14 protein-coding genes are annotated in these 16,150 nt (G+C 57.9%); 4 read left to right on the forward strand and 10 right to left on the reverse strand.

The annotated features are described in order from the left end of the window. Positions 1–18: 18 nt before the first annotated feature. Complete coding sequence (locus ACYVI2_RS11290; RefSeq protein ID WP_415820635.1) at positions 19–828, reverse strand: enoyl-CoA hydratase/isomerase family protein; 810 nt, start codon at positions 826–828, stop codon at positions 19–21. Between the two features lie 129 nt (positions 829–957). Beyond that, a complete protein-coding gene (locus tag ACYVI2_RS11295; protein ID WP_415820636.1) occupies positions 958–1,953 on the reverse strand; it encodes a Bug family tripartite tricarboxylate transporter substrate binding protein in 996 nt (331 codons plus the stop codon). 131 nt (positions 1,954–2,084) lie between these two features. Here ACYVI2_RS11295 and ACYVI2_RS11300 point away from each other — a divergent pair, with 131 nt between their 5' ends. Then, positions 2,085–2,795, forward strand: a complete 711-nt coding sequence (locus ACYVI2_RS11300) for a GntR family transcriptional regulator (RefSeq protein WP_415820637.1) — start codon at positions 2,085–2,087, stop codon at positions 2,793–2,795. An 81-nt stretch (positions 2,796–2,876) separates the two neighbouring features. On the opposite strand, the gene ACYVI2_RS11305 is transcribed toward ACYVI2_RS11300, so the two are convergent. Next, entirely contained in the window at positions 2,877–3,185 is a 309-nt protein-coding gene (locus tag ACYVI2_RS11305; RefSeq protein ID WP_415820638.1) for a hypothetical protein, read from the reverse strand. Positions 3,186–3,336: 151 nt separating this feature from the next. Between ACYVI2_RS11305 and ACYVI2_RS11310 the strand changes: the two genes are divergently transcribed. Next, positions 3,337–5,799, forward strand: a complete 2,463-nt coding sequence (locus ACYVI2_RS11310) for an autotransporter domain-containing protein (RefSeq protein ID WP_415820639.1) — start codon at positions 3,337–3,339, stop codon at positions 5,797–5,799. Between the two features lie 172 nt (positions 5,800–5,971). Beyond that, complete coding sequence (locus ACYVI2_RS11315; protein ID WP_415820640.1) at positions 5,972–8,371, forward strand: autotransporter family protein; 2,400 nt, start codon at positions 5,972–5,974, stop codon at positions 8,369–8,371. A 7-nt stretch (positions 8,372–8,378) separates the two neighbouring features. Here ACYVI2_RS11315 and ACYVI2_RS11320 read toward each other — a convergent pair whose 3' ends face one another. Then, positions 8,379–9,680: an MFS transporter gene (locus tag ACYVI2_RS11320; protein WP_415820641.1), complete on the reverse strand. Its 1,302-nt coding sequence runs from the start codon at positions 9,678–9,680 to the stop codon at positions 8,379–8,381. 94 nt (positions 9,681–9,774) lie between these two features. Here ACYVI2_RS11320 and ACYVI2_RS11325 point away from each other — a divergent pair, with 94 nt between their 5' ends. After that, positions 9,775–10,485 carry a TetR/AcrR family transcriptional regulator gene (locus tag ACYVI2_RS11325; RefSeq protein ID WP_415820642.1) on the forward strand — a complete coding sequence of 237 codons (711 nt, stop codon included), beginning with the start codon at positions 9,775–9,777 and terminating at the stop codon, positions 10,483–10,485. A 24-nt stretch (positions 10,486–10,509) separates the two neighbouring features. Here the strand turns inward: ACYVI2_RS11325 and ACYVI2_RS11330 are convergent, their stop codons facing one another. The 6 genes from ACYVI2_RS11330 to glnK all read right to left on the reverse strand — a co-directional run bounded on the left by ACYVI2_RS11330 (position 10,510) and on the right by glnK (position 15,622). Then, positions 10,510–10,845, reverse strand: coding sequence for a ribbon-helix-helix domain-containing protein (locus ACYVI2_RS11330; RefSeq protein WP_094821715.1), 336 nt, complete (start codon positions 10,843–10,845; stop codon positions 10,510–10,512). Positions 10,846–11,016: 171 nt separating this feature from the next. After that, positions 11,017–12,615, reverse strand: coding sequence for a GMC family oxidoreductase (locus ACYVI2_RS11335; protein WP_415820643.1), 1,599 nt, complete (start codon positions 12,613–12,615; stop codon positions 11,017–11,019). 19 nt (positions 12,616–12,634) lie between these two features. Beyond that, complete coding sequence (locus ACYVI2_RS11340) at positions 12,635–13,246, reverse strand: tat (twin-arginine translocation) pathway signal sequence (RefSeq protein WP_415820644.1); 612 nt, start codon at positions 13,244–13,246, stop codon at positions 12,635–12,637. A gap of 79 nt (positions 13,247–13,325) precedes the next feature. Continuing rightward, complete coding sequence (locus tag ACYVI2_RS11345; RefSeq protein ID WP_415820645.1) at positions 13,326–13,724, reverse strand: VOC family protein; 399 nt, start codon at positions 13,722–13,724, stop codon at positions 13,326–13,328. A 286-nt stretch (positions 13,725–14,010) separates the two neighbouring features. Next, positions 14,011–15,246 (reverse strand): ammonium transporter, encoded by a 1,236-nt coding sequence (gene amt, locus ACYVI2_RS11350; protein WP_415820646.1) that lies wholly within the window; start codon positions 15,244–15,246, stop codon positions 14,011–14,013. A gap of 37 nt (positions 15,247–15,283) precedes the next feature. Further along, positions 15,284–15,622, reverse strand: coding sequence for a P-II family nitrogen regulator (glnK, locus tag ACYVI2_RS11355; RefSeq protein WP_012249555.1), 339 nt, complete (start codon positions 15,620–15,622; stop codon positions 15,284–15,286). Between the last annotated feature and the right edge of the window lie 528 nt (positions 15,623–16,150).

A 16,150-nucleotide genomic window follows, 5' to 3' on the forward strand; every position in this document is an offset into this window, starting at 1 on the left:
GTGTTTCCTGAAACGGGCTCAGCGTCCGTTGAACTGGGGTTTTTCTTTCGCCAAAAACGCGCGATAGCCTGTGCGGAAGTCTTCCGTATCAAAACAATCGAAGGCCTCGTCGCGATCGGCGTCGGTCAATGGCGTGCCTGACATCAGATTGCGGACAAATTTCTTGTGCCAGCGCGCCACCAGCGGCGCGCCTTCGGCGACGCGGCGTGCGGTCGCCTGGACCTCGGCGGCGACCTGATCGTCCGCTGCTACCCGCGTGACCACGCCCAGCCGCAGGGCCTCGCTGGCGTCGAAAATCGTGCCTTCCAGCAGCACCTGCAGTGCTACCGTGGGGCCCACCAGACGCACCAGGGGCGACAGTTCCGAATAGGACATCACCAGACCGAGGTTCTTGATCGGCACGCCAAAACGCGAGCTCTCGCCGCAAATGCGGATGTCGGCCAGGCTGGCGATCTCCAGCCCGCCGCCCACGCAAATCCCATGAATCTGGGCCACGATCGGATGACGGCAGTTGGCCAGCGACTCGATCGTGCGGCGCATGACCGCGCCGTACGCGACGGCTTGTTTTTTATTGCTGCGCGAGGTTTCGAATTCGCTGATGTCGTTGCCCGGCGAAAAGGACTTTTCACCCGCGCCGCGCAACACGATGCAGCGCACGCTGTCATCCTCGTTCAGTTCCAGAAAGGTATCGCCCAGCAATCGCCAGCCATCGATGGTGAAGGCATTGAGCTTTTCCGGACGGTTCAGGACGACAGTCACGATGCCGCCATCGCGTTGCACCTGAACCAGCGATTCGCCGGCAGCGTTGGTGGTGGAAGTTGCGTTCATTAGATCTCCGATCAGCCTCGATATTGATGCCGGGTGGGAAAAGGGCGCAGCCGACAGGCTGCAGGGTCAGTCAAAGAAATTGCGTATGGACGTCTGAGAAGACCGGCCATCGGGGTGAGCCGAGATGGCCTATTGCTTGGTCAAGCCCAGACTGCTGGTGATTTTTCCGTATTTGCTCCATTCGTCCTTGATATAGCTGGCGAACTCGGCCGGCGTCTCGGGACCGCCGCCCAACTCCATACCTTGGTCGGCCAGTTTCGCCTGGATATCAGGATCGGCCAGGGTCTGTGCCACGGCCTGGTCCAGCTTGTCCAGGATCGGTTTGGGTAATTTGGCAGGCGCCAGCAAGGCATACCATTGGATGATGTCCATCCCCTTGATGCCGGCCTCGCCCAGAGTGGGGACCTCAGGCAAACGCTTGCTGCGCTGCGCGCTGGTGACAGCCAGTGGGCGCAATTTGCCGGCCTGGACCTGACCGATCGCGCCTGGCAACGTATCGAAATTCATGTCCACGTTGCCGCCCAACAGGTCCGTCATCGCCTGGCCGCTGCCCTTATACGGCACGTGTTCCATCTCCACACCGGCAATTTGCGAGAACCGGGCGGCACTCAGATGTTGCGGGCTGCCCTGGCCGGATGACGCGTATAGCAGTTGTTTGGGATGAGCCTTGGCGTCGTCGATCAGATTTTGTACTGTCTTGTAGTCGTGCTTGGTGGGATTGATCACCAATACATTCGGCACCGACCCGATGTAGCGCACGGCGGTGAAATCCCTGCTCGGGTCGATATCCGACTGGACCACATAGGGCGCGGACACGGTCGACTGCATATTGGCCAGCATCAGCGTATAGCCATCGGGATCCGCCTTGGCCACGTAATCGGACGCGATCAAGCCCGAGGCGCCGGGTTTGTTTTCCACGACGATCTGCTGGCCTAAAACGCTGGAAAGTTTCGCCGACAGAATGCGCGCCGACACATCTGTGCCGCCGCCGGGCACGAAACCGACAACCAGGCGGATCGGCCGTTCAGGCCATTTCGACGCGTCCTGGGCTAGAGCAGGGGCGCCGGCGGATAGCAGTGTGGTGATCGCCAGGGCGCTGGCCCAGGCACGAACGGGGGTATGCATAGGGGTATGTCTCCTCAGTATGTGAGCCTGTCCGGGCATGGCTTGCTCTATGATTGGCACAGGCTTGGTATGCCTTTGGTGTTTGGTATACCAGATACAACAATAGACGATTTAGGACGTACGAACAACCCATGGCTAACGCTGAAGCTTCGGTTTCTGACCAATCCCCCCTGGATTTGGCCATTCACCATCCCACTTTGCCGGCCGTCGTGGCTGAACGGCTGCGCCAATTGATCATTGATGGCACGCTCAAGCCGGGCACCTGGCTCAATGAGCGTGACCTGTGCGACCGCCTGAAAATTTCGCGCACGCCGCTGCGCGAGGCCTACCGGATGCTGGCCTCGGACGGGTTGTTGACGTTGCAGCCCAAGCGCGGCGCCATGGTGATAGAGCTGTCTGCCGAAGACATCGAGAACATCTTCGATGTATTGGCGGTACTGGAAGGCTTAGCCGCCCACAGTGCGGCAGAGCGTGCCACGGACGCAGAACTCGCGCACATCGCGCAGTTGCACGAGCAGACGCGCGATCACTACAACAACCGGGACATCCGTGCCTACTACGCCACCAGCATGGGCACGCACATCGCAATCAATCGCGCGGCGCACAACCCCGCGCTGACGCACGCCTACGACCGATTCAATCTGCAAGTCCAGGCACTGCGCTACCGCTCAAACTTCGATCTGGACGAATGGACCAAGGCGATGAACGACCACGAGGCGTTTGTCGGCGCCTTGCTACGGCGCGATGGGGAAGAGGCGGAATCCTTGATCCGCGGTCATTTGAAAGGGCGCAAGGCCTATCAGATGCGTACGGTGCGCACGGCGCCGCCAGCGGCGTCCTGAGTTGTGCAACAGTACGGAGCCGGTGCTTGCTAAAAAAGGAATAACACCATCGCCGATGAACCACGACCGGTCTTGCTGTTTCTAATCGTCCGAATTCTCTTCTTCGGAACAGCCTTTGCTTTGACCAGATCCGGCATTGATCACAATGCCGCCAATAGCAATGCTGTCAACGGCATGGGGAATGAATTCAAGAAGGACTACGTTCACGTACAGATGCGCACCGACGATCATGGCATTGGCGTGCGTATTGGCAGTGGCTTTCAGCGCGGCCCAGGCGAGGTCGCCCGGCAAGGGGCTTGGACAAGCAACTCGCGTTTTTTCTGATGGAAACAACGAGGTCCTATTCAGAGTAGACCTCGATGGCGTCACCGAGCTGAGCGAGCCCACCATCACAGTTCCTCGTTGGCCGCTCAAAGGCACCCTTGCGCCACATCCCGTTTATGCCTCTGATTTTAACGGAGAGGGGCTCAAGGTCGGTATATCCGACTGGAGTGTCGCGCCAGACGACTCTTCTCCACATCGCTCCGCTTTGGACGGTGTCTTGGTATATCTCAATGCCCCGCCTGAGGGAAGCGAGGGCGTGGGGGATCACGGTCTGGTAGTCTCCCGCATCGTGGCAAGCAAGCCCGCTGGAGATGCGCACGCTCAGGGCATTGCTCAGGGCTGTCGTCTATACATGACAAATAAGAACTTCGATTCCGGTTCCGACGACTTATACGACGAGTTGTTTAAACATAATGTGACTATCGTCAATCACTCGTGGGGGTGGAATGATTCGCTCCAGGAGACGATCCGAGCGCTGCGCAGCGGTGACAGCTTGGCTCACAACGACGACGCACTCATTAGGCGTATACAGGCAACGATGCTTCGCGCGGTTCTGGACAATGGGATGCTTCTGGTTTGGGCGACGGGGAATGCGGGTGCATCAGACCCCGCCTATCCAGCATTGCTGCCCATTCTGACGCCCGGGTTGCAACCAGGATGGCTCGCCGTGACGTCTGTTAGTCCTGAAGGCGTATTGCCGTCCTATGCGAATGCATGCGGCGAAGCCTCCAATTGGTGCATCAGTGCAGTGGAAAGGCCTGTGGGCAAGTATGACGGGACCTCATATGCCGCTCCAGTGGTGGTTGGTACCGCGGCGCTGGTTGCTCAAGCTCATCCGTGGATGGATAACAGCGCGTTGCGGCAGACCTTGCTTTCCACGGCGGATTATATTGGAACGCCTGAGATCTACGGATGGGGGCGTCTGAATGCGGATCGTGCCGTGCGCGGCCCGGCCTTGTTTGATTCGCAGCTTACCTTGGGCGGGGATTTCATTGCCGATATCCCGAGCTCCGTACCGTCATCCAGTTTTTATAACAATATTGCCGGTGATCGTGGGCTGATCAAAAAAGGCAGTGGCAGATTGGCGTTGTGGGGGAAAAATACTTACGCCGGCGGCACGCAAGTTTTGGAAGGAGTCCTGGAGCTCCACGGCAGCGTTGCAGGCTGGCTGTCCCTGTCTCAGGGAGCCATCCTCATCAGCAACGGAGGCAAGATCGGCGGCGATTTTGTGAATGCCGGCGACTTGTACCTGGAGGGCAAGGGCTTGCACGTGCAAGGCGACTACATTGAGATGGGATCGACGTTGCATGTCTATATGCCGGTCGGCGCCGTATTCGATATTGACGGGCGAGCGTATATCGGCGACTCGAGCTTGCATATTTTGTCGCCCGATCAGATCTACATATCAACGGCGGCCCGGGTGCTAATGCGCGCCGGCGAGATCATTGGCGAGTTCAGCGCTGTCGCGATAGCTGGCTTGTACCAGGCCACGGTGGAGTATGGTTCCGAACAGGTCGATGTGCTGATCGACAGATATAACGTTGCCGCCGCAGCGCGGGTGCTGTTCGCCCACGGGCGGGCGCTACAAGCCGGCGCACTTGCCGTCGAGACCTCGTTTGCAGCAGTGGATCGCAGATTGCAGGGTGAACCCCTTGAGGTGAGCGACGCGTTCATATCGCAGGCAGCGGTATTGCAACACGCCGACTCCACAGATGCCCTGGGCATCACATTGAGTAGCCTGACAGGCGAAGTCTACGCGTCGTCTCAAGCATTGAGTTTTCAGCAGGCACAGATCGTCAATCGTGCGTTGTCCAACCGTGTCGACGAGCTGAGCCGTGCACACGACGGCGGCGGACTATGGATCAACATGCTGGGCGCCGATGGCAAACTGCGGCAGTCTGGTTACGCCAGCGCCGATACGTATTTGTTTGGCGCGCAGTTGGGGATAGACCATCGATCGAGCTCGCATACGATCATCGGAGCAGCATTCTCATGGTCGCAGGCGAATGCAGCTTTTGACGGGCTGGGTGGCCGTTCCAAGGGCCGCAGCGTAGGACTTTCTCTTTATGGGCGCTATGGCGCAGAAACAGGAAATTACTTGGCTGGCCGCTTGGGCCACGATTGGATCCATACCGACGTCGAGCGGGACATCGTGATTGGACAGGCCGAGCATATCGCCAGCAGCCGTCATGATGGTGTGACATCCGCATATGCAGAGCTAGGTCGTGTTTTGCCCTTGGGGTCATCAACCTATACGCCTTTTACAGGCATCGAATACAACCATCTGCGTCGTGGCGCTTTTCAAGAAACTGGCAGCCAGTTTGGCTTGCGTGCGCATCATATGTCGTATAAACAAAGCGCAGCATTGTTCGGCATGCGCTATCGATCCGGGCCGATGCGGTGGGCGGCTGGCGAGACAACACTGACGGCGGCGGGCGCTTATCGCTACGGCAATCCAGCCAGCCTGAGATTCTCCGCGGCATTCAACGGCGTACCCGATGCCACGTTCACCCTGCAGGGGATTGGACTGCCGCGGCATAGTGGCTGGTTGGGTGTAGGAGCTGTCACTCGCCAGGATTCCTCACATCTGAACTGGTTCATCAACGTCGACATGCAGCTCGACCATCATGGTGTAAACAGCAAGGCGATTTCGGCAGGGCTGCGCTACGAGTTTGGATAGACGGATGGAATCCGCCGTGACGGCAAGGCCGGTTGCAGCGTGTCATAATGGTGACGAGTGAACTGGTCTTGTCAGGTTAGTCCCGTTTCTGTGCTTCCTTGGCATATTTTTTTGGTTTTCCGAGAGGCCATGGCTCAATAACCCGCGTCATTTATTGCGCGGGAGAAAGCCAATGATCACGATCTTCAACCTCAATGGAAGCAGGCGTTTTCGCGACTGGGCAATTGTCCCAGCGTTGCGCAAACAATGGGCACAGCAATCCACGAGACTTACGTCATACGTGTTGCTGGCGTCGTTGCTCATACCCAGTTCGGCACAATCTGCGTTCGGCCCGTATGTCGGCCATGGCGCGCCTGAACAAGCGTCTCGCGCGAATCGTTTCTCCAGACTTCGCACCGAAGAGCAAACCGTGAACGAGAGGCTCAACTCGACCCGCAGGGTTCTGTTCGGCTCTCAAACCGTGGTGGTCGATGTCGATATGAAGACGCAGGACGGTTATGCCTTCAGTGATGTGCATGTTATCGGTGATCGCCAGAGCAAATTGATCATCTGGGGCGGTGACGCCGCTCAACCGGTGCTTATGTACGCCAGCGATTTTGAGGGTCAAGTGATCATCACACGCAACGCGTTGCAGATGGATGGCCACAGCATTGCTGCAAAGCAGATCTTTGTGAAAAACGGCGCCCAGTTAATAACCAACACTCTGGCCGCACCCGACTATGAGCCTGGGAGAGCGCGGGATCAGCGTATTCTGGTAGAGCGCGGCGCATCGCTGCAAGTCGGCACGTTGAGCGAGACGAGCGAAAATCAAATCAAATCTTTCGCCGTTAAAGGCAATCTGACCAACCGCGGCGATGTTTGGATTCATAACCTGTCAAGCGGGGCCGGCAGTACGCTTTATGTGCAGGGTGACTACCATGGCGAAAAGAACAGTGCCGTGCATATGGCGATCCATTCGCGCTCTGACCCATCGCCTTGGTTTGTTCCGGGGACCAAGATTGTCCACGACAAACTGGTGATCATGGGAAACAGCAGCGGCGAGTCGCAAGTCAACGTTGTTAACTTGGGCGGGGGTGGCGCCGCTATGGATTATGCTCGCGGCTCTATCAAATTGATTACCGTAGCTGGAAACTCAGAGGCGGAATTCATCATGAAGCAGCGCGCCGTAGCGGGCACCTATGAGTACCGGCTCGTACGAGGAGATAGCAGCTATCCAGATACCGATGCATCGAAGAACTGGTATTTGGTGAGTGATGCATCATCAGCGGGGGAAAATGGCAAGCAATCAACTGAAGCAGAGGACGACCTATCTCCGGCAGAGGACGGCTCATCTCAGACAGCGGACGGCAGGCCCGTTGGGATACCCATCGGGCAACAACACCGGGTGGCCAGGACACCGCCTGTCGTGTTCAATAATCCGTCGAATGCACCTCTGCAGATAGCACCACCACCTGAAAACGTCGATCAAACACCGTCATTGGACGACACACAGTCAGAGAAAGGCACGTTACCCGAGGACGAGACGGATGTAGCGGCCAATGCAGGCGACTTGTCACGCTCGAACGACGACACGTCGCGGGAGGAAACATTCTCCGAGGATGTGCTCTTCGCACCTCGCATAAAGATCATCCGTCCCGAAGCAGGTTCCTACAACAGCAATGCCCTGGCAGCCAACACCATGTTCCAGATGAATCTGAACGACCGGCTCAGCAGCTACTACCAGGGCGAAGGCCATGGTCATCGCGGCAGTGCGTGGGTGCGGTACAACGGCGCGCGCGATCACTTCAATGACGCCTCCGGGCAGTTGCGTATCCGGGGCGATAAAAACATCGTGATGCTGGGCATCGATATGCTCGCGAGTTCGACCGACCTGCTCGATCAGTTCACGATCGGCCTCATGGGCGGATACGGCCATTACCGTGGCCACACGGCATCGCGTGTGTCAGGCTATTCCAGCCACGGCAGGGTAGATGGTCACAGCGTGGGGATCTATGGCACCTACCAGCAAAACGCCGATACCCAGTCGGGGATCTACCTGGACAGCTGGGTGCTGTGGAACCGGTTCAACAACAAGGTCAAGGGCGATGACTTGCCGAATGAGAGATACACCTCAAAAGGCGTCACCGCCTCGGCAGAGCTGGGCTACAACGCCAAGATTGCCGAGCACAATAACGTGAAGTACGTGCTGCAGCCTCACGCGCAGATCATTTATCAAAACGTGCGATCCGACAGTCTGCGCGAGGAGAACGGTACCCGCGTCGAGTTCCTGAATCGTGGCCGTACGCAGACGGTGCTCGGTGTACGGGCGGCTGCCCACGTTCCCAGCGGATTGACCTCGACTATCACTCCCCATCTCGAGCTCAACTGGTTGCACTCCAGCAAAAACTACGCATTGCGTATGAACGGAGTGGGCGCCGAGATGAATGGCGGGCGCAACACAGGCCAATTGAAATTGGGTGTGGAGGGCGACATCAATCAGCGTGTCGCACTCGACGTTGCCTTGTTCCGCAACCAAGGCAAATCCGGGTATCACGAGACGGGAGGGAATCTGGCGTTGAAATATCGCTATTGAGCCAACCTCAAGTTGCCGGCAATGTATTCGGCTCGGGCGATCTGCTGCCCGAGCGCCGAATCATCAGCGCCAGGATGGCCGCGATGATGCCGGTAGAGCCCGCCAACACGAACGCGACCAAATAACTGCCTTGCGTGTCGCGAATATAGCCCGCCATCCACGCCGCCGACGCAGCGCCCACTTGATGGCCTGCGACGATCCAGCCAAACACAATAGGGGCATCGCGTTCGCCGAATGCCTCGGTCGTCAGGCGCAATGTGGGCGGTACGGTCGCGATCCAATCCAGACCGAAAAATATCGCAAAAATCGACAGGCTATAGAACGAGAAATCGGAATAGGGCAGGTACATCAGCGCCAATCCGCGCAGCCCGTAGTAAACAAACAGCAGCTTGCGTGGGTCATAGCGATCTGTCAGCCATCCGGACGCCGTCGTGCCGATCAGATCAAAAACCCCCATGACGGCCAGCAGTCCTGCCGCACGAACCTCGGGAATCCCATGGTCACCGCACAGCGCAATCAAATGCGTGCCCACCAGGCCATTCGTCGTAAAACCGCAGACGAAAAACGTGGCAAACAAATACCAGAATGTGCGTGTGCGAATCGCACGATTCAAGGCCCCGAATGTCGCTGCCAGCAAGCCTGTGCGCGGCGCCGCTGCTGCCAGCGGCGTATCGGGGGCAGCACCATAGGGCGTCAGACCCACGCTGGCAGGCCGGTCACGTACCAGCCACCAGGCCACGGGTATCAATGCTGCGGTCGCCGCTGTCACGGCCCACACCGCACGCCGCCAGTCACCCGAGGAGGCGAGGGCGGCCAAGCCAGGCAAAAACAGCAACGTCCCGGTTGCCGTACTGGCAGTCAGCAAACCCATCATCAAGCCACGGCGGGACGCAAACCAGCGATTGACCACCGTCGCTCCCAGCACAACGGCCACTGCGCCCGAGCCAATCCCGGAAAACACCCCCCAAGTCAGCAGCAAATGCCAGGATTGCGTCATGAAACTGCTGAGCCCGGTAGACACCGCCATCAAGCTCAATGCGGCAATCAATACCCGGCGTACACCAAAGCGTTCCATTGCGGCGGCGGCAAATGGCCCCACCAAACCGTACAGAAAAATCCCGACTGCCGCGGAAAGCGACGTGGTTGCACGGCTCCAGCCAAAGTGTTCCTCCAGCGGGACGAGCAAGACACTGGGCGTAGAGCGCAGGCCTGCCGAGACCAGCAGAGATAAAAAGATGACGGCAACCACCACAAAGGCGTAGCGTTGCCCATAGTGCCGAAAGGGGCCGGGGAGCTGGGATATACTCATATTACTGACCAGTACGTATCGGGAACTCGTATGCTACGTACCGGTCAGTAACATCGTCAAGTAAAAATATTGATTCGATGTCAGGAGTATCGCCATGACCCGTAAAACTGCTTCCTCTGCCGCGGCCGAGCCGTCCCCTAAATCGGCTCCCCCCAAGCTGGCGTCCGAACGTATTCGCGAGACCGCGCGCCGCATGTTCTATGAGGATGGCATTCGCGCGGTCGGCGTGGACGCCTTGGTGGCCGAGGCGGGCGTGACCAAGCCCAGTCTGTATCGCAGCTTTTCGTCGAAGGACGAATTGGCGGCGTCGTATTTACGCGACTACGAGAGGGAGTTCTGGGCCAAGTTCAACGAGGGAGCGGCCATTCACCCAGATGATCCACGCGCTGCGTTGATGGTGTATTTCGAACGCCTGGCTCAACGCTCGGCGGGCAAGCGTACGCAGCCGGCGTCGGATCATGTCACACCGGACGAGGCCGTCATGCCCCCGGCCACCACACGCTATCGCGGTTGCGGCTTGACCAACGCCGTCGTCGAGTACCCTGAACCCGATCATCCCGCTCATCAAGTCGTCGTGACGCACAAGGCGGCGCTGCGTGCGCGTATGGTCGAGCTGGCAGCGGAGATGGGGGCTGGGGAGCCGGATATCCTGGCCGATGGATTGATGTTGCTGCTGGAGGGGGCGTTTGTGTCTTGCCAGCTGTTTGGCGAGGGCGGACCCGCGCGCTATCTGCCCGAAGTCGCCAGCCGTTTGATAGATGCCAGCATTGCAACACTGCAGCCGGCGCCGCCGGTCAAACGCTGAGCAGGCAACCGGCTCAACGGCGCGTCACCGCGCATGCGCCAATACCGGCTGAAACCGCGTTGCGTCGCGGCCGTCGCATAAAGGCGTGAGATCGGTGTTCTTCTGCGATAAATACCGCAGACAGCAAACACGCAAAAACGACGCAAAGCTCATCGGCATATCCCCATGGCGAGCGAGCAGTTCGTCGTGCAATTTGATAGCGAACTGACTCGTTGTCAGGTCCTCGCGTTCCGCGATTTCCTGCAAGACGTTCCAGAACAGATTTTCCAATCGGACCGTCGTTACCACCCCGTGAATGCGCAACGAACGCGTGCGGGACTCGTAAAGAATCGGATCTGTATTTACATAGATCTGGCACACGATTGTCCTCCTACCTTGAGAAATAACGGGGCCCGGTCGAACGCCGGGCTTGCCGCAATGATGTTACGCCGATTCCGTATTAGCCGCCGGTGCCGGTGCCGGTACGGTAATCGCCATCCGTGGTGAGGGTGACGCACTTGGTAGTCTCCCCCATTTCATGGCCTCATGCGTTCAAATCGCTCCTTGCTTCATCTGTGCGGCGATGTAGTCCGCTTGGCGAATTGCCAACGATACGATCGTCAGCGTGGGGTTCTCCGCCGCACCTGTCGTAAATTGACTGCCATCCGCAATAAACAGATTACGCACATCGTGTGCCTGGCCATGTTTGTTGACCACGCCGTCTTCGGGTTTGTCGCTCATCCGTGCCGTGCCGAGGTTATGCGTGGAAGGATAGGGCGGTACACGATACGTGTCTTTGGCGCCCGCGGCTTTATACAGGGCCTCTGATTGTTTGAAGCCATGTTCGCGCATGGCAACATCGTTTGGATGATCGTCGAAATGTACGTCTGCCGCAGGCAGGCCGTATTGGTCTTTCAACGCGGTGTTCAGGGTGATCCGGTTGGAGGCCTGGGGCATGTCCTCGCCCACGATCCATAGCCCCGCGGTATGCGCATACTGATCCATCGCATCAGCGAATTTCGCACCCCACGCGCCCGGATCCAGAAACGCCGCATAGAACGACAGTCCCAGGGATATCGTCTCCAGGTGATAACCGCCCGCGAACCCGCGCGATGTATCGTGGCGCGCCTCGTCCTCGACGATGCCGGCCATTACCGTGCCCTTGTACATATCGACTTTATTTGCAAAGGTGGCGTAGAGCGACCCCGTCGTATGCCGCATGTAGTTGCGGCCTACCTGGTCAGAGCTATTGGCCAAACCATTGGCAAATTTCGCCGAATGCGAGTTCAGCAACAGACGTGGTGTTTCGATCGAATTCCCCGCCACCGCCACCGCACGGGCTTTTTGCCGTTGCAGCGCGCCTTTGGCGTCGTAGTACAGCACGGCATTGACCTTGCCCGCCTCATCATGTTCGATACGCGCCACGTGTGCCTCGGTACGCAGTTCCGCATGCCCGGTTTCAATCGCGCGTGGCAGCTCCGTATATAACGTCGACCACTTCGCGCCGAATCGGCAGCCTTGAAAACAGAACCCCCGCTGATAACAGTGCGCCCGATCATCATTGGCCACGCTGTTGATCGCCATGTGGCCCGTGTTGACGTGCTTGTAGCCTATCTTGGTGGCGCCTTCGTGGAATATTTTGAAGTTGTTGTTGCCCGGCAAACCCGGCAAGCCGTTCGTACGGGTTACGCCGAGTTTTTTCTCGGCACGAGCGTAATAGGGATCAAGATCCTCGCGCGTGATAGGCCAGTCGAGCAGCGTCGCACCATCGACTTTTCCATATGTCGTCAGCGCTTTGAATTCATACGGCTGAATGCGCAGGCTGGCGCCGGCCCAGTGCACCGATGTCCCTCCGACGGTTTTACAGATCCATGCAGGCAGGTTGGGAAAATCTTTTGCGATACGCCATGAGCCCGATGCGGTACGTGGGTCGAGCCACGCCAGTTGCTGAAACGACGCCCATTCGTCGGCCAGAAAATCGGCTTGCGTATGCAATTTTCCGGCTTCGAGGATGACGACGTCGACCCCTTTCTGCGCGAGTTCGTTGGCCAATGTGCCGCCGCCGGCGCCCGAGCCGATCACCACGATGACATGATCATCGTCGAGGGAAAATTTTTTGCCGGGCGGTTCTTGAGTATTGGTGTTCGCCATGTCTGTCTCCTTGTTCTAATTAGTTTGCCGGGATGGGGCCGCTGTCTTGTTCCGGGGGATTCGGCAGCCACGCGAGATCATTGAATCCCTTATATAGATAGCCGCCATCTCCCGCCTGTGCGCCATAACCAAAATGGGCATAAGCCAGGGCATTGGAATAAAGCGAGACCACCGCTGTCGAACGTACGGTCTGGAAAAATGGCGTGTCCGCCAATGCGGCCGCATCACGGTCCTGGTCGGCGACGGCACGCGCGGACCAATCACCACCTGCTTGCGCATCGAGCTTGCGTACGCCCTCGGCGAGTTGGTCCCGTATCGCCGCCGTGTTTGCCGCCTTGCCGTCCAGGTCTTTGACGACGAGTGCATACACCGCGTCTTCTAATGTGGCATGGGGATAGATGCGCTTGACCAGTGCAAGCAAGACTTTTCCCTGATGCTCGTCCAGGCTCTTTAATTCCAGCGCCCAGGCTCGGCTCGGCGCGATGAGGGCCAGCGTGGACGACATCGCCAATGTGCCGAATAACACGCCCGTGCCTTTCAACAAGGCTCGGCGCGTGAGCGAAATACAGGGCTTTCCTGTGGCGCGTGACGGTTCTCGCTCGACAGCGAGCGCGATGTGCTTGGATTGCATATGTGTCTCCTTATCGTAGTCTTGAGCAGGCTTTTCTTGGCCGAAGGCTTGGTCTTTGCCATAGCCTGGCATCGTTGAGCTACTGATAATGCCCGTGGCGTTCGAGCACTTCGATCTTGTAATTGTCAGGGTCTTGAACGAAGAAATAGCGCGCGATCAATGCGCCGTCGGCGGCAAAAAATTCTTTGAGATCATTGGGGGCGAACCCCAGCGCAGTCAGGCGCTCGCGCTCGTGGATGGCATCGTCCACCACAAAAGCGACATGCCCGTATCCATCGCCGTGTGTATACGGTTCGCTCTTGCCTTTGTTCCACGTGAGTTCGATTTCCGTTTCGCTCTCGCTATTACGCAAGTACACGAGCGAGAAACTATCAAAGTCCAGACGATAGCTGGGCTCAAGCCCAAATGCGGCTTGATAGAACGCCAGCGATTTATCCAGATCTCGCACACGTACCATCGTGTGAATCAGTTTTGCCATGATGCAGGTCTCCAGTCATTTTTATAGTGGGCAATGCGTTTTGGCATTGCGGTATGGAGAGCAGTCTAGGCAGATTTGATCGGGGATGGGTAATAGCGGGCTAAATACTACCAACAAATAAAAAAAGCCCCCACGCTGCGCCTTCGGCTTGCTGCCCCCCGAGGGGGCTTTTTTGTCTTGGGGCGGCCCGGCGACAAAAAAGCCACCGATGCTTTCACATCGGTGGCTTTTCCCCTTGGGGAGACTGTTTGCCGCTATATTCAGCGCGGCGTCAGCCCCTTTCCTTTTAGCTGTGGTACGCCGATTCGCCGTGGCTGGTCACGTCCAGGCCTTCGCGCTCTTGGTCTTCAGGCACGCGGATACCGCAGAGCATATTGGCGATCTTGTAGGCAACCCATGCCACCACACCCGACCACACGATAGTCAACAGCACGCCTTCCAACTGTACCCAGAGCTGAGACATGATTTCGCCCGTGCCGGCGCCGAGACCGCCCAACGCTTTGGCATTGAAGACACCGGTCAGCAGCGCACCGACGATACCGCCGACACCGTGCACGCCGAATACATCCAGAGAGTCGTCCGCACGCAGCATGCGCTTCAGGCCATTGACACCCCATACGCAGACGATGCCAGCCAGCACGCCGATGATGAGCGCGCCGCCTGGGCCAACGAAACCCGCAGCGGGCGTAATACCCACCAGGCCTGCTATAGCGCCAGAAGCAGCACCCAGCATCGAAGGCTTGCCCTTGATCGCCCATTCGGTGAACAGCCAAGCCAGAATCGCGCCAGCGGTCGCAATCATGGTGTTAAAAAATGCCAGCGTAGCGCCTTCGTTTGCGGCCAGTGCCGAGCCACCATTGAACCCAAACCAACCCACCCACAGCAGCGAGGCGCCGATGAAGGTCATGGGCAGGTTATGGGGTTGCATTGCTTCGCGGCCATAACCCACGCGTTTGCCGATGACATACGCACCAACCAGACCTGCGATCCCCGCGTTGATATGCACCACCGTGCCGCCGGCGAAATCCAATGCTTGGCGGGCATTGAGCAAGCCAGGCGCGGTCTCCGAGGCAAACCACACCATGTGCGCAATGGGCACGTAGGCAAAGGTGAACCAGATGATCGTGAACACGAGCACAGCGGAAAAGCGTGCACGTTCGGCAAAGCTGCCTACGATCAGTGCGCACGTCAGCCCGGCAAACGTAGCCTGGAACGATGCAAACAGCAGTTCGGTCAACGAACCGGACATCGAGTAGGTGCCGTCTGCGGAATTGAACATCCCCGAGAAAAACGCGCGCGACAGCCCGCCGAAAAAGGCATTGCCTTCTGTAAAGGCCAACGAGTAACCGTAAATAAACCAGAGCACAACTCCCAGTGCGAACGTGCACAGTACTTGCAGCATGACCGACAGCACGTTCTTGCTGCGTACCATGCCGCCATAGAACAATGCCAGGCCGGGAGCGGCCATCATGAGTACTAGCAGGGTTGAAACGAGCAACCAGGAGATATCCGCTTTATCCATTTTTCAGGCTCCAATGCATTTTGCTTTGTTGTTTTGCTTACAGGGCGGCTTCGCCGGATTCACCTGTCCGAATACGAATGACTTGCTCCAGCGGGGCGGTAAAGATCTTGCCGTCGCCGATCTTGCCGGTGCGGGCAGCTTGCTCGATCACGTCGATCACTTGGTCCACCAGATGATCCGGCACAGCAGCTTCTACGCGCAGCTTGGGCAAAAAGTCCACGGCGTATTCCGCGCCGCGATACAGTTCAGTGTGTCCCTTCTGACGGCCAAAGCCTTTGACTTCGGTGACCGTCAGCCCCTGTACGCCGATCCCGGAAAGCGCTACTCGTACTTCGTCGAGCTTGAACGGCTTAATGATGGCGATGATGAGTTTCATGGCAGTTCCTCTGATGGTTGCATTCACGCATGAGCAATAAAGCAATATGCGTGCCATCTTTTGCTTGCCGAGCCGCCTCAGGGTAAAAAAGCCCTGTCAGGGCGCAAACTCGCTCTGAGCGCAATGGCAATGCCTGTCTCGGATGCCGTTCGCGCTGGGAAAGCGAAGGGCGCTGAGCAGTTTTTGAACAGATATAGTGCGTCGTTGCACCATATTGGTGCTTTTATGCCCCGGGATGATCCCCTGATTGGTGCGTAGCACCGGGGCAGGGACGGTTGAAACAAAACATTTGCCAGCGCCTAGTGTTGTATCGAATTGCTGCGTCTGTTTCGGCTCTTCGCAGCAATGTATCGAATTTGTTGATACGCGGCATTACACCCAGTGGCTTGTTGTTGGCCGCAACGTCAGGAAGAATCAAACCGTACCAGATGGCAATGCGACAGGCACTCGGACAGTGTGCCCGTCTCAGTGATGGTTCTGGTGCAATTCGATTTTCTCCTGTGCTTTGAGGCGGTGCCGTGTACGGCC

The sequence above is a fragment of the Bordetella tumbae genome (genome assembly GCF_054780995.1).

Bases quoted from the DNA above. Each gene is read 5' to 3' on its own strand.
- ACYVI2_RS11290 (WP_415820635.1), bottom strand. From the start codon at position 828: ATGAACGCAACTTCCACCACCAACGCTGCCGGCGAATCGCTGGTTCAG.
- ACYVI2_RS11295 (WP_415820636.1), bottom strand. From the start codon at position 1,953: ATGCATACCCCCGTTCGTGCCTGGGCCAGCGCCCTGGCGATCACCACA.
- ACYVI2_RS11300 (WP_415820637.1), top strand. From the start codon at position 2,085: ATGGCTAACGCTGAAGCTTCGGTTTCTGACCAATCCCCCCTGGATTTG.
- ACYVI2_RS11305 (WP_415820638.1), bottom strand. From the start codon at position 3,185: ATGGTGGGCTCGCTCAGCTCGGTGACGCCATCGAGGTCTACTCTGAAT.
- ACYVI2_RS11315 (WP_415820640.1), top strand. From the start codon at position 5,972: ATGATCACGATCTTCAACCTCAATGGAAGCAGGCGTTTTCGCGACTGG.
- ACYVI2_RS11320 (WP_415820641.1), bottom strand. From the start codon at position 9,680: ATGAGTATATCCCAGCTCCCCGGCCCCTTTCGGCACTATGGGCAACGC.
- ACYVI2_RS11325 (WP_415820642.1), top strand. From the start codon at position 9,775: ATGACCCGTAAAACTGCTTCCTCTGCCGCGGCCGAGCCGTCCCCTAAA.
- ACYVI2_RS11335 (WP_415820643.1), bottom strand. From the start codon at position 12,615: ATGGCGAACACCAATACTCAAGAACCGCCCGGCAAAAAATTTTCCCTC.
- ACYVI2_RS11340 (WP_415820644.1), bottom strand. From the start codon at position 13,246: ATGCAATCCAAGCACATCGCGCTCGCTGTCGAGCGAGAACCGTCACGC.
- ACYVI2_RS11345 (WP_415820645.1), bottom strand. From the start codon at position 13,724: ATGGCAAAACTGATTCACACGATGGTACGTGTGCGAGATCTGGATAAA.
- amt (WP_415820646.1), bottom strand. From the start codon at position 15,246: ATGGATAAAGCGGATATCTCCTGGTTGCTCGTTTCAACCCTGCTAGTA.
- glnK (WP_012249555.1), bottom strand. From the start codon at position 15,622: ATGAAACTCATCATCGCCATCATTAAGCCGTTCAAGCTCGACGAAGTA.